At 51.4% G+C, this 20,512-nt stretch carries 16 protein-coding genes; 13 read left to right on the top strand and 3 right to left on the bottom strand.

Annotated features, from left to right (window positions below):
• The first annotated feature begins 270 nt into the window (after nucleotides 1-270).
• The 5 genes from A7Z29_RS06770 to A7Z29_RS06790 all read left to right on the top strand — a co-directional run bounded on the left by A7Z29_RS06770 (nucleotide 271) and on the right by A7Z29_RS06790 (nucleotide 4,226).
• Nucleotides 271-327 (top strand): type I toxin-antitoxin system Ibs family toxin, encoded by a 57-nt coding sequence (locus tag A7Z29_RS06770; RefSeq protein WP_100792650.1) that lies wholly within the window; start codon nucleotides 271-273, stop codon nucleotides 325-327.
• A gap of 270 nt (nucleotides 328-597) precedes the next feature.
• The gene (locus A7Z29_RS06775; protein ID WP_100692412.1) at nucleotides 598-654 is read left to right on the top strand and encodes a type I toxin-antitoxin system Ibs family toxin; all 57 of its coding nucleotides are present in this window, start codon (nucleotides 598-600) and stop codon (nucleotides 652-654) included.
• 217 nt (nucleotides 655-871) lie between these two features.
• Nucleotides 872-1,531, top strand: coding sequence for a vWA domain-containing protein (locus A7Z29_RS06780; protein WP_000003183.1), 660 nt, complete (start codon nucleotides 872-874; stop codon nucleotides 1,529-1,531).
• Nucleotides 1,528-2,289 carry a PP2C family serine/threonine-protein phosphatase gene (locus tag A7Z29_RS06785; RefSeq protein ID WP_105289983.1) on the top strand — a complete coding sequence of 254 codons (762 nt, stop codon included), beginning with the start codon at nucleotides 1,528-1,530 and terminating at the stop codon, nucleotides 2,287-2,289. Before A7Z29_RS06780 ends, A7Z29_RS06785 begins: the two co-directional genes overlap by 4 nt.
• Nucleotides 2,286-4,226, top strand: a complete 1,941-nt coding sequence (locus A7Z29_RS06790) for a helix-hairpin-helix domain-containing protein (RefSeq protein ID WP_105290027.1) — start codon at nucleotides 2,286-2,288, stop codon at nucleotides 4,224-4,226. The genes A7Z29_RS06785 and A7Z29_RS06790 overlap by 4 nt, the downstream gene beginning before the upstream one ends.
• A gap of 12 nt (nucleotides 4,227-4,238) precedes the next feature.
• On the opposite strand, the gene yegD is transcribed toward A7Z29_RS06790, so the two are convergent.
• Nucleotides 4,239-5,591 (bottom strand): molecular chaperone, encoded by a 1,353-nt coding sequence (gene yegD, locus A7Z29_RS06795; protein ID WP_105289984.1) that lies wholly within the window; start codon nucleotides 5,589-5,591, stop codon nucleotides 4,239-4,241.
• Nucleotides 5,592-5,724: 133 nt separating this feature from the next.
• On the opposite strand from yegD, the gene alkA reads away from it, so the two are divergent.
• A complete protein-coding gene (alkA, locus tag A7Z29_RS06805; RefSeq protein WP_105290028.1) occupies nucleotides 5,725-6,573 on the top strand; it encodes a DNA-3-methyladenine glycosylase 2 in 849 nt (282 codons plus the stop codon).
• Nucleotides 6,574-6,652: 79 nt separating this feature from the next.
• Here the strand turns inward: alkA and A7Z29_RS06810 are convergent, their stop codons facing one another.
• Complete coding sequence (locus A7Z29_RS06810) at nucleotides 6,653-9,970, bottom strand: diguanylate cyclase (RefSeq protein ID WP_105289985.1); 3,318 nt, start codon at nucleotides 9,968-9,970, stop codon at nucleotides 6,653-6,655.
• Between the two features lie 318 nt (nucleotides 9,971-10,288).
• Between A7Z29_RS06810 and udk the strand changes: the two genes are divergently transcribed.
• The 3 genes from udk (at nucleotide 10,289) to asmA (ending at nucleotide 13,478) form a co-directional block, all read left to right on the top strand.
• Nucleotides 10,289-10,930, top strand: a complete 642-nt coding sequence (gene udk / locus A7Z29_RS06815; protein WP_000132077.1) for a uridine kinase — start codon at nucleotides 10,289-10,291, stop codon at nucleotides 10,928-10,930.
• Between the two features lie 91 nt (nucleotides 10,931-11,021).
• Nucleotides 11,022-11,603, top strand: a complete 582-nt coding sequence (gene dcd / locus A7Z29_RS06820; protein ID WP_001234767.1) for a dCTP deaminase — start codon at nucleotides 11,022-11,024, stop codon at nucleotides 11,601-11,603.
• A gap of 21 nt (nucleotides 11,604-11,624) precedes the next feature.
• Nucleotides 11,625-13,478 (top strand): outer membrane assembly protein AsmA, encoded by a 1,854-nt coding sequence (asmA, locus tag A7Z29_RS06825; protein WP_105289986.1) that lies wholly within the window; start codon nucleotides 11,625-11,627, stop codon nucleotides 13,476-13,478.
• A 67-nt stretch (nucleotides 13,479-13,545) separates the two neighbouring features.
• Here the strand turns inward: asmA and A7Z29_RS06830 are convergent, their stop codons facing one another.
• On the bottom strand, nucleotides 13,546-15,129 hold the full coding sequence (locus A7Z29_RS06830) for a TerC family protein (protein ID WP_105289987.1): 1,584 nt from the start codon (nucleotides 15,127-15,129) through the stop codon (nucleotides 13,546-13,548).
• A gap of 650 nt (nucleotides 15,130-15,779) precedes the next feature.
• Between A7Z29_RS06830 and wza the strand changes: the two genes are divergently transcribed.
• The 4 genes from wza to wcaA all read left to right on the top strand — a co-directional run bounded on the left by wza (nucleotide 15,780) and on the right by wcaA (nucleotide 20,511).
• On the top strand, nucleotides 15,780-16,919 hold the full coding sequence (gene wza, locus A7Z29_RS06835; RefSeq protein WP_000978081.1) for a polysaccharide export protein Wza: 1,140 nt from the start codon (nucleotides 15,780-15,782) through the stop codon (nucleotides 16,917-16,919).
• A gap of 5 nt (nucleotides 16,920-16,924) precedes the next feature.
• Nucleotides 16,925-17,368, top strand: coding sequence for a low molecular weight protein-tyrosine-phosphatase Wzb (gene wzb / locus A7Z29_RS06840; RefSeq protein WP_000482919.1), 444 nt, complete (start codon nucleotides 16,925-16,927; stop codon nucleotides 17,366-17,368).
• Nucleotides 17,369-17,370: 2 nt separating this feature from the next.
• Nucleotides 17,371-19,533: a tyrosine-protein kinase Wzc gene (wzc, locus tag A7Z29_RS06845; protein ID WP_105289988.1), complete on the top strand. Its 2,163-nt coding sequence runs from the start codon at nucleotides 17,371-17,373 to the stop codon at nucleotides 19,531-19,533.
• Nucleotides 19,534-19,671: 138 nt separating this feature from the next.
• Nucleotides 19,672-20,511, top strand: a complete 840-nt coding sequence (wcaA, locus tag A7Z29_RS06850; RefSeq protein ID WP_000662438.1) for a colanic acid biosynthesis glycosyltransferase WcaA — start codon at nucleotides 19,672-19,674, stop codon at nucleotides 20,509-20,511.
• The last annotated feature ends 1 nt before the right edge of the window (nucleotide 20,512 follow it).

Raw genomic sequence — 20,512 nt, forward strand, 5'->3', positions numbered from 1 at the left:
GTTTCTCTTCCTGAAACGTTTCGCGCAATGTTACTAGTGTAGCCAGCCAATAAGGGAGAAAAATGGAGGAATTATGAAACAGTTTCGCGAATAGTCTGAATGGTGGTGCACTTTGCGAGCGCGCATCCAGTAATGACGCAGGAAACTATTTTCTCTGCAAGTTAGCGATAGACTACGTACATGGCGAAAGGAGGTAAGCCGAAGATTTCAGCGGGACGCTGAAACGGGAAAGCCCCTCCCGAGGAAGGGGCCTTAAATAAGGACAGGGTCATGATGAAGATACTCATCATCGTGGTGCTCTTAGTCATTAGCTTCCCGGCTTACTAAGACTACCAGGGCGGGGGAAACCCCGCTCTACCCTCACTCCTGAAAATATGCCTTCACGGTCAGATTGTCAATCCGCAGGCTTTGCCGTCTGCGATCCTGCCAGCAAATATTCTTTGCGAGTCGTTACGCAATAATCACAGATGAAACTATGTTATCCGCGAGTCAGCGATAGACTGCGTACATGGCGAAAGGAGGTAAGCCGACGATTTCAGCGGGACGCTGAAACGGGAAAGCCCCTCCCGAGGAAGGGGGCTAAATAAGGAAAGGGTCATGATGAAGATACTCATCATCGTGGTGCTCTTAGTCATTAGCTGGCCAGCTTACTAAGACTACCAGGGCGGGGGAAACCCCGCTCTACCCTCACTCCTGAACTTATGTTACTCCACCCTTATTGTCAATCTGTAAGCCCACGTTCTTGCGAGGCGAATAGCAAACTTATCTGCGCCGCCGGGCTTAATTCTGAAAGTATCTTCGCTTGCTCTAAATTTATTATTGCTCTCGGTATGATACCGAACCTCAATAATTCTCTAAGAAAGGATTTCTTATGAGCGAACAAATTACGTTTGCCACCAGCGATTTTGCCAGTAACCCGGAACCACGTTGCCCTTGTATTTTGCTGCTGGATGTTTCTGGCTCTATGAGCGGTAGACCCATTAACGAACTTAACGCAGGATTGGTGACCTTTCGCGATGAACTGCTTGCAGATCCGCTGGCCTTAAAAAGAGTGGAACTCGGCATTGTGACTTTCGGCCCGGTGCATGTGGAACAACCATTTACCAGCGCCGCTAACTTTTTCCCGCCCATCTTGTTTGCTCAAGGCAATACGCCAATGGGCGCTGCAATTACCAAAGCCCTGAATATGGTTGAGGAGCGGAAACGTGAGTACCGTGCAAATGGTATTTCGTATTATCGCCCGTGGATTTTCTTGATCACCGATGGCGCGCCAACCGATGAGTGGCAGGCTGCTGCCAGTAAAGTGTTTCAGGGAGAAGAAGATAAGAAGTTTGCCTTCTTTACCATCGGTGTTCAGGGGGCTGATATGAATACTCTGGCACAAATCAGCGTCCGTCAGCCTTTGCCGTTGCAGGGATTACAATTCCGTGAACTGTTTAGCTGGTTATCCAGTTCGCTACGTTCGGTTTCCCGCTCCACGCCGGGAACGGAAGTTGTACTGGAAGCGCCAAAAGGCTGGACGTCAGTGTGAGCTGGCGTCTGGTCTATTCATCAGCCGTCGGAACGTCGCATATCAGCGCGGACTTACCTTGCCAGGATGCCTGCCAGATGCAGGTTGTCTGGCTAAACGACCAGCAACCGTTACTGGTGATGTTCCTTGCTGATGGTGCAGGTAGCGTTTCGCAGGGTGGCGAAGGCGCGACGCTCGCCGTCAATGAAGCGATGGCGTTTATGATGCAAAAAGTACAGGGTGGTGAATGTGGTCTGAATGATGTGCTTGCGACAGATATTGTGCTGGCAATTCGCCACCGTATTAGTGCCCGTGCACAAGCTGAAGAACTGGCGGTTCGTGATTTTTCCTGTACTTTTCTGGGCGTTATATCATCAGCGACCGGCACGTTGATTATGCAGATTGGCGATGGTGGCGTGGTGGTGGTTTTTGGTGAAGGGCTACAGCTACCACTAACGCCGATGAATGGCGAATATGCCAATATGACCTATTTCATTACTGATGAAGATGCTGTCACGCGCCTTGAGACTTACAGTTGCGATGCGCAGGTGATAAAAGTGGCTGCATTTACGGACGGTATTCAGCGGCTGGCGTTAAATATGATGGAAAATTCTCCCCATGTACCTTTCTTTGCGCCATTTTTCAATGGACTGGCGTCAGCAACGTCAGAACAACGCGATATATTGCCAGATTTGCTAAAGCAATTTTTGTCCTGCCCCGCAGTGAATGAACGCACCGATGATGATAAAACGCTGGCGCTGGCCATGTGGTTGCCGTGAAATCAACTATATATACCGCAGCTGGCGATTGCGTGACGCCAGGTCATGAATTAGGCAAAGGCGGCGAAGGCGCGGTTTATGATATCAATGAGTTTGTCGATAGCGTCGCCAAGATTTATCACACGCCGCCACCCGCCTTAAAACGGGACAAACTTGCCTTTATGGCTGCGACAGCTGACGCGCAGTTGCTCAATTATGTCGCCTGGCCGCAGTCAACGCTTCACGCTGGACGAGGCGGAAAAGTTATCGGTTTTATGATGCCGAAAGTCTCCGGCAAAGAACCTATTCATATGATCTATAGCCCGGCACATCGTCGTCAACGTTACCCTCATTGTGCATGGGATTTTCTACTCTATGTTGCGCGCAATATTGCTTCATCTTTTGCTACGGTTCACGAGCACGGGCATGTCGTGGGTGACGTAAACCAGAACAGCTTTATGGTAGGCCGTGACAGCAAAGTGGTGTTGATCGACAGCGACTCCTTTCAGATTAACGCTAATGGCACGCTGCATTTATGCGAAGTCGGCGTGTCGCATTTTACGCCGCCAGAGCTGCAAACCTTGCCGTCATTTGTTGGATTTGAGCGCACCGTAAATCACGATAATTTTGGCCTTGCGTTGCTGATTTTTCACGTCTTGTTTGGTGGTCGGCATCCTTATTCCGGTGTACCGCTTATTGCCGAAGCGGGTAATGCGTTGGAGAAGGATATTGCTCATTTCCGTTATGCCTATGCATCAGACAATCAGCGACGTGGCTTAAAACCGCCGCCACGATCTATTCCGCTATCGATGTTACCGGGTGATGTTGAAGGCATGTTTCAGCAGGCATTCACCGAAAGTGGCGTGGCAACCGCGCGTCCGACGGCAAAAGCGTGGGTAGCGGCACTGGATTCTCTACGCCAACAGTTAAAGAAATGTACTGCTTCGGTAATGCATGTTTACCCCGGTCATTTGACCGACTGCCCGTGGTGTGCTCTGGATAATCAAGGCGTTATCTATTTTATTGATCTCGGCGAAGAGGTTGTTACCACCGGCGGGGATTTTGTGCTGGCGAAAGTCTGGGCGATGGTGATGGCATCAGTAGCACCGCCAGCATTGCAACTGCCATTACCCGATCACTTCCAACCGACTGGCAGACCGCTTCCTTTAGGCCTGTTACGGAGTGAATACATCATTCTGATTGAGATCGCACTGTCAGCGTTATCGCTGCTGCTTTGCGGCCTTCAGGCAGAACCGCGTTATATTATTTTAGTTCCTGTGCTGGCGGCTATCTGGATTATTGGCAGCCTGACAAGCAAAGCGTACAAAGCAGAAATCCAGCAACGCCGTGAGGCGTTTAATCGTGCAAAAATGGACTATGATCATTTGGTTAACCAGATCCAGCAGGTGGGTGGGCTGGAAGGTTTTATCGCCAAACGGACGATGCTTGAAAAAATGAAGGACGAGCTTTTGGGATTGCCGGAAGACGAAAAACGCGAGTTGACAGCACTTCACAACACCGCAAGGGAACGCCAGAAGCAGAAGTTTCTGGAGGGATTTTTTATTGATGTTGCCTCTATTCCCGGCGTTGGTCCCGCGCGTAAAGCGGCGTTACGGTCCTTTGGTATCGAAACAGCGGCAGATGTGAACCGCCGTGGAGTTAAGCAAGTAAAAGGTTTTGGTGATCATCTGACCCAGGCGGTTATCGACTGGAAAGCGAGTTGCGAACGCCGTTTTGTTTTCAGGCCGAACGAAGCGGTAACGCCAGCAGACAGACAAGCGGTAATGGCGAAAATGACCGCCAAACGTCATCGGCTGGAAGCCGCATTGACAGAGGGCGCGGCAGAGTTACAGCGATTTCGCCTTCATGCTCCCGCACGCACCATGCCGTTGATGGCGCCGTTACATCAGGCGGCAGGAAAACTGGCTCAGGCGCAGGCAGATTTAAGCCGCTGCTGAGCCATTTCTTATTTAACGAAATACTACTTCTGCCCAGCGCGCCAGCCCGGCGGTGACGGAGCCAAAGTCGTCGCCACCTGCAATCGGGATGCCCGGCAGCTGTTCCGCCAGTGCCTTTTTAATCAGCGGCGATCGGGCGCTACCACCTGTCAGATAGATGACGTCTGGTTTTTCCTGGGCGTTATCCAGCGCCAGTTGCACCTGTTCCAGAATCCGCGCCAGCGGCTGGTTGAGGGCGCTTTCCAGTCCATGCTGGCTAATCAACGTTGCCAGTTCGTCACCGATAAACGGCAGCGACGCGCAGGTTTCCGCTGCGCTTGAAAGGGCAATTTTGCACTCTTCCGCGCTGCGCACCAGACGATAACTTAAACGTTGCCGCCAGACTTTCTGTAACAGGGCGACTTTCTCTGGCTCGCGGGCGTCGCGTACCAGGTCGTTAAGCAGGCGACCGTTGGCGCTACTGTAGAAATCACTCTGCGCAGGTACGTCGTTGATGGCAACCGCATTCCACCACGGTAGGATCGGCAGGGCGATACCTTTTTCGGTTTCGCCACCCATGCCCAGCAGCGGCATCAGATGTTTAAATGCCAGCGCGATATCCAGATCGTTACCACCAATACGGCAACCACTGTGACCCAGTAGGCTGGATTCACGATCGAGACGCGAACGCCACTGCGGCCCCATCAGCAACAATGAACAGTCAGTAGTACCACCGCCGATATCCACCACCAGTACGCGTTTTTCTTCCTGCAAGGTTGCTTCGTAATCCAGCCCTGCCGCCACCGGCTCGTACTGGAATACCACATCCTTGAATCCGGCACGCTTCGCCGCACGTTCCAGAATCCCTTGCGCCTGGGCGTTTGCTTCATCGCCGCCCAATCCCTGGAAGTTGATTGGACGACCAATGACTGCCTGGGTAATTGTTTCTGGCAGTTGCGCCTGCGCTTGTTGGCGAATGTGCAACATCATTGCGCAGACCAGATCCTCAAACAGCGCCACCTGCTGTGGTTTTAACCCGCTGGCACCGAGGAACGATTTCGGTGATTTCACAAACCACACTTCTTCCGGATCATCAATATACTGCGCCAGTGAGGAAAGACCGAACTGCACGCTTTTCGCCGTGACGTCGATATCTTCTTCGCGGTTATAACGAAGCGCCCGACGTAACAGCGCCTGCGTTTCATCATCGTTTGCCGGAACATCATGATGGCGGTACAGCCACTCGCTTACTGCTTCACGCGTTGGTGCGCAAAGCATTGAAGGCAGCAGCGTGCTGTCATTTTCCATTTTCAACATCTGCGGTTTACCGTCGCGCATCACCGCCACTGAACAGTTTGCTGTACCGTAATCAAAACCAATAAACACGAAATAATCCCCATGCCGGTGAAGAAGGGGCGTGACTTTAGCGAAATGTTGCCGTCGCGACAACCGGAATATGAAAGCAAAGCGCAGCGTCTGAATAACGTTTATGCTGAAAGCGGATAAAAAAGGAGATGCGATGTATACCCTGAACTGGCAGCCGCCGTATGACTGGTCGTGGATGTTGGGATTTCTTGCCGTCCGTGCGGTGAGTGGCGTAGAAACAGTCACGGACAATTATTATGCCCGTAGTCTGGCGGTGGGCGAACATCGCGGCGTGATAAAGGTGGTTCCTGATGTCGAAACTAATACGTTGCAAGTGAATGTAAGTTCGGGATTAGAAGCGGTAGCGACCGAGTGCCTGGCGAAAATGAGCCGCCTGTTTGATCTGCAATGTAATCCGCAGATTGTTAACGGTGCATTGGGCGAGTTAGGCGCTGCGCGGCCAGGGCTACGTCTGCCCGGGAGTGTTGATGCTTTTGAGCAGGGCGTGCGCGCGATTTTAGGCCAACTGGTGAGCGTGGCGATGGCGGCAAAATTGACTGCTAAAGTGGCGCAGCTTTATGGCGAACGGCTGGATGATTTCCCTGAATATGTCTGCTTTCCCACCCCCCAACGACTGGCTGCAGCCGACCCGCAGGCACTAAAAGGGTTGGGGATGCCGTTGAAACGGGCAGAGGCGCTGATTCATTTAGCCAATGCGGCATTGGATGGCTCCTTGCCGATGAAAATGCCGGGCGACGTTGAGCAAGCGATGAAAACGCTGCAAACATTTCCTGGAATTGGGCGCTGGACGGCGAATTATTTCGCCTTGCGTGGCTGGCAAGCGAAAGATGTTTTCCTGCCGGATGATTATTTGATTAAACAGCGATTTCCAGGAATGACGCCGGCACAAATCCGCCGTTATGCCGAACGCTGGAAACCCTGGCGTTCTTATGCGCTGTTGCATATCTGGTATACGGAAGGCTGGCAACCAGAAGAAGTATGATGCTGGTCGTCTTATCCAGCCTGGGGAATGAGCGAATTGTAGACCTGATAAGACGCGTCAGCGTCGCATCAGGCAATACTCAGTTAATCGCGAAATAACTGCTATTAATCAGCAAATCCAGAGGCTGAGCGTCGGCAATGACATCGCCATAAATCAGATCAACACCCATGCCGGAAAGCGTATCCATCACCAGCGGCAACGCTACTGGCCCCGCGATGGTCTTCACTCCCAGCCGCTGGGCATGACCCTGAATGATCGATATCAGCATCTCATCCATCAAATTCCCCTGTACGCTGGCGCATAACTCACCGTCGAGTAGCAGATAATCCGCCATATTTGCTTTCAGCGTGTTGAAGAGCTGCAAATCGCGCCCCACCTGACTGAGCACGATCCGGCAGCCTGCCAGCCGCAATTTATGCATATTTTCTGCGTGGTCGAAAATCGCTTCAGCCGGAATAATCAGATGTAATAACCGTGACGGTAGGGAACTGCTTTCCAGTTGCTCAAGCAGTTTATCCACCAGCGGGGCGCTGCTTAACCCGGCAACGGAAAGGGGGAGGGCGATGCTTAAGCCTTTACTGGCAACCGTTTTTGCTGTCTGCTGGAAAAACTCATGTATTATCCGACGGTCAAGAGCGAGATTGAGCGCCGGATCGCTGAAGCTACGACGAAATGCCAGTTCATCAATAGTCTCACCTTCACTACTCCAGAGTTTAAGCGAAATCAGCCACAAATTACGCGTAGCCGGGATTCGTGGTGAAGCGACGCCGTGGGCGATCATCATCAGTTGATTCTCTTTGATCATCCGCCACTGTTCATCGAGTGACATCATCGCCTGTTCGCTATGTTTGGCAGTTTGCTGTGGTTCGTAAATCGTCACCCGACCACGCCCACCATTTTTCGAAGCATAACAGGCGATATCGGCCTGCGACATCACGTCTGCCGCCTGATGATTGCTGTCATCGATAAGGGTAATCCCTGCGCTGGCACCTACCCGATGCACGCGGCCTTCCCACATAAAGTGATAGTCATTAATCGCACTGATAATGCGTGTGGCGATAAAGCGGGCACTTTCAACATTACAGTCCGGTAGCAACAGACCAAATTCATCACCGCCGAGTCGCGCCAGCACGTCGCTGGAGCGCAACATACTGAGCATCAACGACGCCAGTTCACGCAGTAAAGCATCACCCGCCGCGTGCCCGGCGCTGTCATTCACCGCTTTAAAATGATCAAGATCGATAAACACCAGTGCATGTCGATGATGCGTGCTGCTTACCGTTTGCAGCAGTATTCGCAGTTGTTTTTCAAAACTGGCACGGTTAGTGAGATGCGTCAGGGCATCATGGGAGGCGCTATAACTAAGCTGGCGCAGCATTTTGCGTGACTCAGTCACATCCTGAATGACCAGTACCGAACCAATATTGCTGCCATCCAGCGTACTTAACGGCGTAATGCTGTAATGGACGTCGTAGCTTCCGCCGTTGCGGCAGTGGAGAACGACATCTTGTTCAATAGCGGAACGCGACGTGTCGGCACTGTAAATGTTCTCCATTAACGGCCCATTGTCGCCAAATGTAATTTGCAACGCTGTTAATAGTGGAACGCCCAACGCCTCTTCTTGTGTCCAGCCGCTCATCTTCTCGGCAACCGGATTCATAAAGGTAATTTTCATCGCCATATCAATACAGACTACGGCTTCGCCGATGGAATCCAGCGTAATGTGCAGGCGCTCTTTTTCCTGAAACAGCGCCTCGTTCAGCTGTTTCACTTCGGTCATATCAATGTTAATACCGAGCAATCGTTCGACTTCGCCTTCTTTATTCAGCACCCGATTGGCGAGGGCGCGGATATGACGAATACCGTCTTTCACGGTGATGCGAAATTCCAGCTTAAAAGGCAAGCGAGCCTGTAATGAATCACGAATCACTTTTTCGGCGTGTTGGCGATCTTCCGGCAGCACACAGTCATACCACACCTGCCAGTTCGGTTTGATATGTGGCGAAATTTCATATAGCTCGAACATCCGCTTATCCCAACTAAAAATATCCGGCTTCAGTTCCCACTCCCAGATGCCAATCCCACCCGCTTCATTAGCCAGCGTTATCCGTTCCATCAGGCGTTTGTTAATCTGTTCGGTGCGTTTAAGATCGTTTATGTCTTCAATCTGCGCAATAAAGTAGAGCGGCGTGCCATCGGTGTGGCGTACCAGCGAGACGGCAAGCAGCGCCCAGACAACGTCGCCATTACGGTTGTAATAACGTTTCTCCATCGAGTAGGTATTTATTTCACCGCTAATTAGCTTCTCAACGTGTTGCAGATCTTTATTGAGATCTTCCGGCCAGGTAAGTTGCTGGAAGGTGAGGGCGCGCAACTCTTCCTGGCTGTAACCGAGAAACTGGCATAACGCTTTGTTGGATTGCAGCCATTGCCCCTCGGTGCCCACTAATGCCATGCCGATGGCGGAATATTCCATAGCGTTACGAAAGCGGGTTTCGCTTTCTGAAATATGCTTGCGTTCAGCGCGAAAGGCGTACATCACCATGGTCATGATGTTGGCGGGCAGCAGGATCAGCAAAAATGGTAGCCACGGTACGTGACTCATCAAGTAGGTTCGCGGCGTGGCAAGTAAAGTCGGATCGGCCGCCATCATCAGCGACACCATCATCACTGTAGTGAGGAAGATCAAAAAGGCTTCCATCCGTGGCAGGCGCACGGCGCTCCACATCAGCAGCACAATAATGAAAGTAAAAGGCCACGGTAGATATAGCATCGAGAGCCAGCTTAACGTCAGCGTGATGGCTAACGTTAGTAGTGTTTCAAACAACAGCCGTGGATCACGGTGACGGAGCAGGTAATGTGGCTTAAATAACAATCCTAGCGGTACTAGCGCCAGTGCGCCGATTGATTCGGAAAGTACCCAGATTAGAAATGCTCTAAGCGGATCGTCGTCTGATACCAGCAGGATAACCAGCACGCCACCCAATACTGGCGGCACGATGGCGCTGCCAAATGCGAGACGTAGCCAGTCAGCCAGATTTTGCAGTGGGTTATACCACGGCAGCAATTTCCGCAGCAGCATTGCCCCCACGACGGCCTCAACAATGTTGATTGCCGTCCACGTCATATTCAGCGAACTGGTAGAGAAGAGCAGTACGGATGCGGCGATATTCCCCAGCGAGCAGGCCAATGCGATTCCCGGCCACATCCGTCCGGCATGGCGGTAAAATGCCACCATCATAATGGACGTGGGGAACCAGAGTGGCGCAAGTTGCGTACCGAACTGTGAAAGCTCAAGCGAGAAAAGGGTAAAGATGAATGAGACTAAACCTAAACTGACGAGGTGAAGCAGGGGATGAGGCAGGGTAATTAAAACACGTTGTGATGGTTTACTCATTACCGCTCTATCCGTATGACCAGGTCGTCAGTATTAGTATCTGTGTTTATGCTAGTACAAAAGTTTTACATTTTATATGCGGATTGTTCATAAAGTGACGTGGTGGCAGATAATTTGTGCAACTTTACACAACATTTTTTACCTTGCGTTAAAACCGAACAATTAAATTTGCGTCAGGGAATTGATCGTCAACAATTAACTCTAAGTGTGCGGCAACGCTATTCGACTGGTATCAGGCGGATGAAATCCCTATAATTGCCGCGTTTGGCGCTTCGGCGCCCCCTTCCTAACATCCAGGTTAATCAGGTCGCTAAATTTATGACTGATCAGTCTCATCAGTGCGTCATTATCGGTATTGCTGGCGCATCGGCTTCCGGCAAGAGTCTCATTGCCAGTACCCTTTATCGTGAATTACGTGAACAAGTGGGTGATGAACACATCGGCGTTATTCCGGAAGATTGTTACTACAAAGATCAAAGCCATCTGTCGATGGAAGAACGCGTTAAGACCAACTATGACCATCCGAGCGCGATGGATCACAGTCTGTTGCTTGAACATTTACAAGCGTTGAAACGCGGCTCGGCTATCGACCTGCCGGTTTACAGCTACGTTGAACATACGCGTATGAAAGAAACGGTGAAGGTTGAGCCGAAGAAAGTCATTATTCTCGAAGGCATCTTGCTGCTGACGGATGCGCGTTTGCGTGACGAACTTAACTTCTCAATTTTCGTTGATACCCCACTGGACATCTGCCTGATGCGCCGCATCAAGCGCGACGTTAACGAGCGTGGGCGTTCGATGGATTCTGTAATGGCACAATATCAAAAAACGGTGCGTCCGATGTTCCTGCAATTCATTGAACCTTCCAAACAATATGCGGACATTATCGTGCCGCGCGGCGGTAAAAACCGCATCGCGATCGATATATTGAAAGCGAAAATAAGTCAGTTTTTTGAATAAGCTTGATAAATTGTGTACCGTTCAGTGATAACCTGGTATGCCCTTGACGTAATTGGCGTTAAGGGAGTGATGCGCGAAAGGAGAAAATGCCATGCGTCTGTGTGACCGAGATATTGAAGCCTGGCTTGATGAAGGCCGTTTGTCGATCAACCCACGTCCGCCGGTGGAGCGTATTAATGGCGCGACGGTAGATGTGCGCCTGGGCAATAAGTTTCGTACCTTCCGTGGTCACACGGCAGCGTTTATCGATCTGAGCGGTCCCAAAGATGAAGTGAGCGCCGCGCTCGATCGGGTGATGAGCGATGAAATCGTGCTCGACGAGGGCGAGGCGTTTTATCTCCATCCGGGAGAACTGGCGCTGGCGGTGACGCTGGAGTCGGTCACGCTGCCTGCCGATCTTGTGGGCTGGCTGGATGGGCGCTCCTCACTGGCGCGTCTGGGGTTGATGGTTCACGTTACCGCTCACCGTATCGATCCAGGCTGGTCTGGCTGCATCGTGCTTGAGTTTTACAACTCCGGTAAATTGCCGCTGGCGCTGCGTCCGGGCATGTTAATTGGCGCGTTAAGTTTTGAGCCGCTTTCCGGCCCGGCGGCGCGACCATACAACCGTCGTGAAGATGCGAAATATCGCAACCAGCAGGGCGCGGTTGCCAGCCGAATCGATAAAGACTAATTCAGGCTCATTGAGGATACCATGAGACGATTTCTGACGACCCTGATGATAATCCTGGTCGTGCTGGTGGCCGGATTATCTGCGTTAGTGTTGCTGGTGAATCCGAATGATTTCCGCGACTATATGGTCAAGCAGGTCGCTGCACGTAGCGGTTATCAATTGCAGTTGGATGGGCCGCTGCGTTGGCACGTCTGGCCGCAGCTTAGTATCCTCTCCGGGCGAATGTCCCTCACCGCCCAGGGCGCGAGCCAGCCACTGGTGCGCGCCGATAATATGCGCCTTGATGTGGCGTTATTGCCGTTATTGAGTCATCAACTGAGCGTTAAGCAGGTGATGCTGAAAGGCGCGGTAATTCAACTTACGCCACAGTCGGAAGCGGTTCGTCGTGACGATGCCCCTGTTGCGCCGCGCGACAATACGTTGCCGGATCTGTCAGAAAATCGCGGCTGGTCGTTTGATATCTCCAGTCTGAAAGTGGCGGACAGTCTGCTGGTGTTCCAGCATGAAGATGACGAGCAGGTGACGATTCGCAACATCCGTCTGCAAATGGAACAAGATCCACAGCATCGCGGTTCGTTTGAGTTCTCCGGGCGGGTTAACCGCGATCAGCGCGATCTCACGTTATCTCTCAAGGGCACGGTGGATGCTTCTGATTATCCGCATGATTTAACCGCAGCCATTGAGCAAATTAGCTGGCAGCTGCAAGGCGCAGATCTGCCACAGCAAGGTATTCAGGGGCAGGGGAGCTTCCAGGCTCAGTGGCAAGAGCCACATAAACGCCTTTCATTTAATCAAATCAATTTGACCGCGAATGACAGCGCGCTTAGTGGACAAGCGCAGGTCACGCTGACTGAAAAGCCCGAATGGTTGTTAAGATTGCAGTTTTCGCAACTGAATCTTGATAATCTCATACCGCTTAATGAAGCCGTTAACAGTGAAAACGGAACCACGCAACAGGGGCAGAACCAGCCAATGCTGCCGCGTCCGGTCATTTCCTCGCGTATTGATGAACCGGCCTATCAGGGGTTAAAAGGTTTTGCGGCTGATATTTTGTTGCAGGCCAGTAACGTGCGTTGGCGCGGGATGAATTTTACTGATGTTGCTACGCAAATGACCAATAAATTGGGTTTGCTGGAAATCACCCAACTGCAAGGCAAACTCAACGGTGGACAGGTATCGCTGCCGGGGACGCTGGACGCGACATCAACAAATCCACGTATAAGCTTCCAGCCACGGCTGGAGAACGTTGAGATTGGCACCATTCTGAAGGCATTTAACTATCCGATTTCGTTAACCGGAAAAATGTCTCTGGCTGGCGACTTCTCTGGCGCTGATATTGATGCCGACGCATTCCGCCACAACTGGCAAGGGCAAGCGCATGTTGAAATGACCGACACGCGCATGGAAGGGATGAACTTCCAGCAGATGATTCAGCAAGCGGTAGAACGTAACGGCGGTGATGTGAAGGCCGCTGAAAACTTCGATAATGTGACTCGTCTCGACCGCTTTACGACCGATCTCACGCTACATAATGGCCTCGTGACGTTAAACGACATGCAAGGTCAATCGCCGGTGTTGGCACTGACAGGGGAAGGCTCGTTGAATCTGGCAGAGCAGACCTGCGATACCCAGTTTGACATTCGCGTCATTGGCGGCTGGAACGGAGAAAGCAAACTGATTGATTTCCTCAAAGAAACGCCAGTACCGCTGCGGGTTTACGGCAACTGGCAGCAACTCAATTACAGCCTGCAAGTGGATCAGTTACTGCGCAAACACTTACAGGATGAAGCCAAACGTCGCCTGCACGACTGGGCTGAGCGCAATAAAGATTCCCGCAATGGCAAAGATGTGAAGAAGTTGCTGGAGAAGATGTAAGTTTCCAGATGACATATGCTGTAGGCCTGATGCGACGCTTTACGCGTTTTATCAGGCCTACATACCATCACACCTCGTACTCCAAATTATCTTCCTTACGCAGCGGAATAATCTGCACCTTCTGCACGCGATGGCTTTCCACTTGCAACGTTTTAAGCAAATAATCCCCCACCTGAACTTCTTCGCCAGGTTTTGGAATACGCTGTAAATATTCCATCAGCAGCCCGGCGATGGTGTGATATTCACGTTTTTCATCCAGCGGCAGCGGCACATATTGCACCAGATCTTCCAGTGGCATATGACCATTCGCCGTCCAGGAACCGTCGGCGTTTTTCTGAATATCATGGCGGGCGTCGATCTCTTCCACTTCGTTCGGTAAGTTACCAGCAATGGTTTCGGTGACGTCACTTAATGTCACAATCCCTTCCACTGAACCAAACTCATCCACCACAAAAGCAAAGTGCGTGCGGGCATTACGGAACTGCTCCAGGGCAGGTAACAGCGGCAAGGTTTCCGGGAAAACCAGCGGCTGGCGAATCAACACCCGCAGATTGAGCGGTTCGCCGCGCAGCGACTGTTGTAGCAGATCGATAACGTGAACAACACCAAGCAAATCTTCCGCGTCATCGCCATCGGTAACGACCAGCCGCGTATGTTGATTTCGCTCCAGCAACTGGCGGATCTCGTCTTCCGGCGCGTTGAGATCGATATGCTCGATATCGTGGCGCGAGGTCATGATGCTGCTGACGGTACGCTGGTTAAGATTAAGCACCCGCTCGATCATCCGCCGCTCCTGCGGATTAAAGATTTGCTGATTATCATGATCCACCAGCATTGATGCGGTTTCGGCGTCCAGTTCCGCATCTTCTTTTTGCCCGCTTAACAGGCGCATTACCGCTTCGGTGGTGCGCTGGCGCAGGGTCTGGTTAGCGGAAAGAAAACGTCGCCGGTTAAAGATGGCTAACTGATTGAGCGCCTCGATCATCACCGAGAAACCAATCGCAGCGTACAGATAGCCTTTCGGAATGACGAAGCCGAAACCTTCCGACACCAGGCTAAAGCCAATCATCAACAGGAAACTTAAGCAGAGAATAACGATCGTCGGGTGACTGTTAACAAATTGCGTTAACGGTTTACTTGCCATCAGCATCAGGCTGATAGCGATAACGACGGCAGCCATCATGACCAGCAAATGGTCGACCATCCCGACGGCGGTAATCACCGAGTCGAGTGAGAAGATGGCGTCCAGCACCACAATTTGCGTCACCACACCCCAGAACTTCGCACCTTTGCGTTGCGTGGGGTTATTGCTGTCTTTCCCTTCCAGTCGCTCGTTCAGCTCCATCGTGGCTTTGAACAGCAGGAAGAAACCACCAAACAGCATGATTAAGTCGCGGGCGCTAAAGGTAAATGAGCGGAAGCTGAACAGTGGTTGAGTCAGGGTGACCAGCCAGGAGATTGACGCCAGCAGTAACAGGCGCATTAACATTGCCAGCAGCAGCCCGGTAACCCGTGCGCGGTCGCGCTGCTTCGGCGGTAGTTTTTCGGCGAGGATGGCAATAAAGACCAGGTTATCAATGCCGAGGACCAGTTCGAGCACAATCAGCGTGATTAACCCGGCCCAGATAGACGGATCGGCAATCCATTCCATAGTAAGTACAAAACCTATTCGTTGTATGACAAATGTCACAATTCGATCATGGATAATTCAGGGCAAAAATGCAATGTTGCAGCACTATTTATCTGACTTTATTTGAGAACTATAACATTGCATTATCCCTGAATTAAAAGGGGTAATAATAAAATATTATTTAAGAAATATCGCATATAGAGATGCTATATTAAATATTGTCAACCTAAAGAAACTCCTAAAAAACACCACAAATTACACTTACTATAATTCTTAAAAATAGCCCATTGTCGAATTGTTACCTTGCCTGCTATTCCGTTAGCTGTAACACTTCCTCCTGCATTATTGGAGAGCCAATATTCAATTACCATAATGCTACCTTATATTCGGAAGTTAATTTCTTGAATAACCCTTTCTCATAAACGACTGTATGCTGAGAGGGTTTTAAAAACCAAACTAAATCAGTGTATTGGTAGCTAAAAAGCCAGGGGCGGTAGCGTGTCTGGATGCCTGAAAGACCAGTCTGAATTATTCTGTCAATAGCCTGCGGATGAAATCAATTTTTTTAGGACTGATGCCAGTTAAATTCTTATTCAATTAGCTGCAAGGTAAATGTGTATATCGATAAATAATGCACAGGATAATTACTCTGCCAAAGTGATAAATAAACAATGATGAAATCCAAAATGAAATTGATGCCATTATTGGTGTCAGTAACCTTGATAAGCGGTTGCACAGTACTTCCGGGCAGTAATATGTCTACGCTGGGTAAAGACGTCATCAAACAGCAGGACGCTGATTTCGACCTCGACAAAATGGTGAATGTTTATCCGCTGACCCCGCGCCTGATTGATCAATTACGCCCACGCCCGAACGTGGCGCGCCCCAATATGACGCTGGAAAGCGAGATTGCTAATTACCAGTATCGCGTCGGGCCGGGCGACGTTCTTAATGTCACCGTCTGGGATCACCCGGAACTCACTACGCCAGCCGGTCAGTACCGCAGCTCCAGCGACACTGGCAACTGGGTACAGCCTGACGGCACCATGTTCTACCCGTATATCGGCAAGGTTCACGTGGTGGGGAAAACGCTCGCTGAAATCCGTAGTGATATTACCAGCCGCTTAGCGACGTACATCGCTGACCCGCAGGTGGACGTTAATATCGCCGCCTTCCGCTCACAAAAAGCCTATATCTCAGGTCAGGTGAATAAATCCGGTCAGCAGGCCATCACCAACGTACCACTGACCATTCTCGACGCCATTAATGCCGCAGGTGGCCTGACCGACACAGCCGACTGGCGCAATGTGGTGCTGACACACAATGGTCGTGAAGAACGCATTTCTTTGCAGGCGCTGATGCAAAACGGCGACCTCAATCAGAACCGACTGCTTTACCCCGGCGATATTCTCTACGTGCCGCGTAATGATGATCTGAAAGTGTTTGTGATGGGTGAAGTGAAGAAACAGAGCACCCTGAAAATGGACTTTAGCGGCATGACCCTGACTGAAGCGTTAGGCAATGCCGAAGGTATCGACATGACCACCTCCAACGCCAGCGGCATCTTTGTCATTCGTCCGCTGAAAGGCGAGGGCGGGCGTAACGGCAAGATTGCCAATATCTACCAGCTGGATATGTCCGATGCCACGTCGCTGGTGATGGCGACGGAATTCCGCCTGCAACCTTATGACGTGGTGTATGTCACCACAGCCCCGGTTTCCCGCTGGAACCGTCTGATCAATCAGTTGCTGCCAACTATTAGCGGTGTCCGTTACATGACGGATACAGCCAGCGACATTCATAACTGGTAATCGTCATGTTTAACAACATTTTAGTTGTCTGTGTCGGCAATATTTGCCGTTCCCCGACGGCGGAACGCTTACTGCAACGTTATCACCCGGAGCTGAATGTGGAGTCCGCTGGACTCGGCGCGCTGGTCGGTAAGGGCGCTGATCCTACCGCCATCAGCGTCGCCGCCGAGCATCAACTGTCTCTGGAAGGTCACTGTGCACGGCAAATCAGCCGCCGCCTGTGTCGCAACTATGACCTGATTTTGACCATGGAAAAGCGCCATATTGAACGCTTATGCGAGATGGCGCCGGAGATGCGCGGCAAAGTGATGCTGTTTGGTCACTGGGATAACGAATGTGAAATCCCCGATCCGTATCGCAAAAGCCGGGAAACGTTTGCAGCGGTGTACACATTACTTGAACGGTCTGCCCGCCAGTGGGCGCAGGCATTGAACGCAGAGCAGGTATAAGAATGACAGAAAAAGTAAAACAACATGCCGCTCCGGTAACGGGCAGTGATGAAATCGATATCGGTCGCCTGGTCGGCACCGTCATTGAAGCGCGCTGGTGGGTGATTGGTATCACCGCCGTGTTCGCTCTCTGTGCTGTGATTTACACCTTCTTCGCCACGCCGATTTATAGTGCCGACGCGCTGGTACAAATCGAACAAAGCGGCGGCAATTCGCTGGTGCAGGACATTGGTTCGGCGTTAGCCAACAAACCGCCAGCCTCGGACGCTGAGATCCAGTTGATTCGTTCGCGTCTGGTACTCGGTAAAACGGTAGACGATCTTGACCTCGATATTGCGGTGAGCAAAAACACCTTCCCGATTTTCGGCGCGGGCTGGGAGCGCCTGATGGGACGTCAGAATGAGACGGTGAAAGTCACCACCTTTAACCGTCCAAAAGAAATGGCAGATCAGGTGTTTACACTTAATGTTCTGGACAACAAAAACTACACGCTGAGTAGCGACAGTGGTTTTAGCGCCCGTGGGCAAGCGGGCCAGATGCTGAAAAAAGAAGGCGTCACGCTGATGGTTGAAGCCATTCACGCCAGCCCGGGCAGTGAGTTTACCGTCACCAAATACTCCACGCTGGGGATGATCAATCAACTGCAAAACAGTCTGACGGTAACGGAGAACGGCAAAGACGCTGGCGTACTGAGCCTGACTTATACCGGTGAAGATCGCGAACAGATCCGCGACATTCTTAACAGTATCGCTCGTAACTATCAGGAACAAAATATTGAGCGCAAATCGGCGGAAGCGTCGAAAAGCCTCGCTTTCCTCGCGCAACAGTTACCGGAAGTACGTAGCCGCCTCGATGTTGCCGAAAACAAACTGAATGCCTTCCGTCAGGATAAAGATTCTGTTGATCTGCCGCTGGAAGCGAAAGCGGTGCTCGATTCGATGGTGAACATCGACGCGCAGCTGAACGAACTGACCTTTAAAGAGGCGGAAATCTCCAAGCTGTTCACCAAAGTTCATCCGGCGTACCGCACGCTGCTGGAGAAACGGCAGGCGCTGGAAGACGAAAAAGCCAAACTTAACGGGCGCGTAACGGCGATGCCGAAAACCCAGCAGGAGATTGTGCGCCTGACCCGCGATGTCGAGTCTGGTCAGCAGGTCTATATGCAACTGCTGAATAAAGAGCAGGAGCTGAAAATCACCGAAGCCAGCACCGTCGGCGATGTGCGCATTGTTGACCCGGCAATCACCCAGCCTGGTGTGCTGAAACCGAAGAAAGGGTTGATTATTCTCGGTGCGATTATTCTTGGCCTGATGCTCTCCATTGTTGGTGTGCTGCTGCGCTCGCTGTTTAATCGCGGCATCGAAAGTCCACAAGTGCTGGAAGAACACGGTATTAGCGTCTATGCCAGCATCCCGCTGTCGGAATGGCAGAAAGCGCGCGATAGCGTCAAAACCATCAAAGGGGTTAAACGCTATAAACAGAGCCAGCTATTGGCGGTGGGGAATCCAACCGATCTGGCGATTGAAGCCATCCGCAGTCTGCGTACCAGTCTGCACTTCGCGATGATGCAGGCGCAGAACAATGTGTTGATGATGACCGGGGTTAGCCCGTCAATCGGTAAAACCTTTGTCTGCGCCAACCTGGCGGCGGTGATCAGCCAGACCAATAAACGGGTGTTGTTGATCGACTGCGATATGCGCAAAGGCTATACCCACGAGCTGTTGGGCACCAATAACGTCAATGGCCTGTCAGAGATTTTGCTTGGTCAGGGCGATATTACTACCGCTGCTAAACCCACTTCGATTCCCAAATTTGACCTGATCCCGCGCGGTCAGGTGCCACCAAATCCTTCTGAACTATTGATGAGCGAACGCTTTGCCGAACTGGTGAACTGGGCGAGTAAAAACTACGACCTGGTGTTGATTGATACGCCGCCGATTCTGGCGGTAACCGATGCAGCGATTGTTGGTCGTCACGCCGGAACCACGTTGATGGTAGCGCGTTATGCAGTCAACACCTTAAAAGAAGTGGAAACCAGCCTGAGCCGCTTTGAGCAAAACGGTATTCCGGTGAAAGGGGTGATTCTGAACTCCATCTTCCGCCGCGCCAGCGCGTATCAGGATTATGGCTATTACGAATACGAATATAAGTCGGATGTGAAATAACGAGATCCGCTGTCGGATGCGATGCTGACGCATCTTATCCGACCTACGTTCACTGCATTCGCATCGCCCCGTAGGCCGGATAAGGCGTTCACGCCGCATCCGGCAAGCAAACCAGCTCATAAGTCGGGAGAACAACCTATGAAAGAAAATCCGCTGATCTCAATCTATATGCCGACCTGGAACCGCCAACAACTGGCGATTCGGGCGATAAAATCGGTCCTGCGCCAGGACTACAGTAACTGGGAGATGATCATCGTGGATGATTGCTCCACCTCCTGGGAACAACTGCAACAGTACGTCACCGCCCTCAACGATCCGCGTATTACCTACATTCACAACGACATTAACAGCGGGGCGTGCGCGGTACGTAACCAGGCTATTATGCTGGCGCAAGGGGAATACATTACCGGGATCGATGACGATGATGAATGGACGCCCAACCGCCTGAGCGTCTTCCTCGCCCATAAACAGCAACTGGTCACTCACGCCTTTTTGTACGCTAACGATTACGTTTGCCAGGGCGAAGTCTATTCCCAACCGGCAAGTTTGCCACTGTATCCCAAATCGCCGTATTCACGCCGCCTGTTCTATAAACGCAATATCATTGGCAATCAGGTCTTTACCTGGGCGTGGCGTTTCAAAGAGTGTTTGTTCGATACCGAACTGAAAGCGGCACAGGATTACGACATCTTCCTGCGGATGGTGGTGGAGTATGGCGAACCGTGGAAAGTGGAAGAAGCGACGCAGATCCTGCATATCAATCACGGTGAAATGCAGATCACCTCGTCACCGAAAAAATTCTCCGGATACTTCCACTTTTACCGCAAGCACAAAGACAAATTTGACCGCGCCAGCAAAAAATATCAGCTGTTTACCCTCTACCAGATCCGCAATAAACGCATGACCTGGCGGACTTTGTTGACGCTACTGTCGGTGCGTAACGGCAAACGTCTGGCTGATGGAATACGGGGGCGTTAAG

Source organism: Escherichia sp. MOD1-EC6842, from assembly GCF_002965705.1.
Taxonomy (GTDB): Bacteria; Pseudomonadota; Gammaproteobacteria; order Enterobacterales; family Enterobacteriaceae; genus Escherichia; species Escherichia ruysiae.

Bases quoted from the DNA above. Each gene is read 5' to 3' on its own strand.
- A7Z29_RS06780 (WP_000003183.1), top strand. From the start codon at position 872: ATGAGCGAACAAATTACGTTTGCCACCAGCGATTTTGCCAGTAACCCG.
- alkA (WP_105290028.1), top strand. From the start codon at position 5,725: ATGTATACCCTGAACTGGCAGCCGCCGTATGACTGGTCGTGGATGTTG.
- A7Z29_RS06810 (WP_105289985.1), bottom strand. From the start codon at position 9,970: ATGAGTAAACCATCACAACGTGTTTTAATTACCCTGCCTCATCCCCTG.
- udk (WP_000132077.1), top strand. From the start codon at position 10,289: ATGACTGATCAGTCTCATCAGTGCGTCATTATCGGTATTGCTGGCGCA.
- dcd (WP_001234767.1), top strand. From the start codon at position 11,022: ATGCGTCTGTGTGACCGAGATATTGAAGCCTGGCTTGATGAAGGCCGT.
- asmA (WP_105289986.1), top strand. From the start codon at position 11,625: ATGAGACGATTTCTGACGACCCTGATGATAATCCTGGTCGTGCTGGTG.
- A7Z29_RS06830 (WP_105289987.1), bottom strand. From the start codon at position 15,129: ATGGAATGGATTGCCGATCCGTCTATCTGGGCCGGGTTAATCACGCTG.
- wza (WP_000978081.1), top strand. From the start codon at position 15,780: ATGATGAAATCCAAAATGAAATTGATGCCATTATTGGTGTCAGTAACC.
- wzb (WP_000482919.1), top strand. From the start codon at position 16,925: ATGTTTAACAACATTTTAGTTGTCTGTGTCGGCAATATTTGCCGTTCC.
- wzc (WP_105289988.1), top strand. From the start codon at position 17,371: ATGACAGAAAAAGTAAAACAACATGCCGCTCCGGTAACGGGCAGTGAT.
- wcaA (WP_000662438.1), top strand. From the start codon at position 19,672: ATGAAAGAAAATCCGCTGATCTCAATCTATATGCCGACCTGGAACCGC.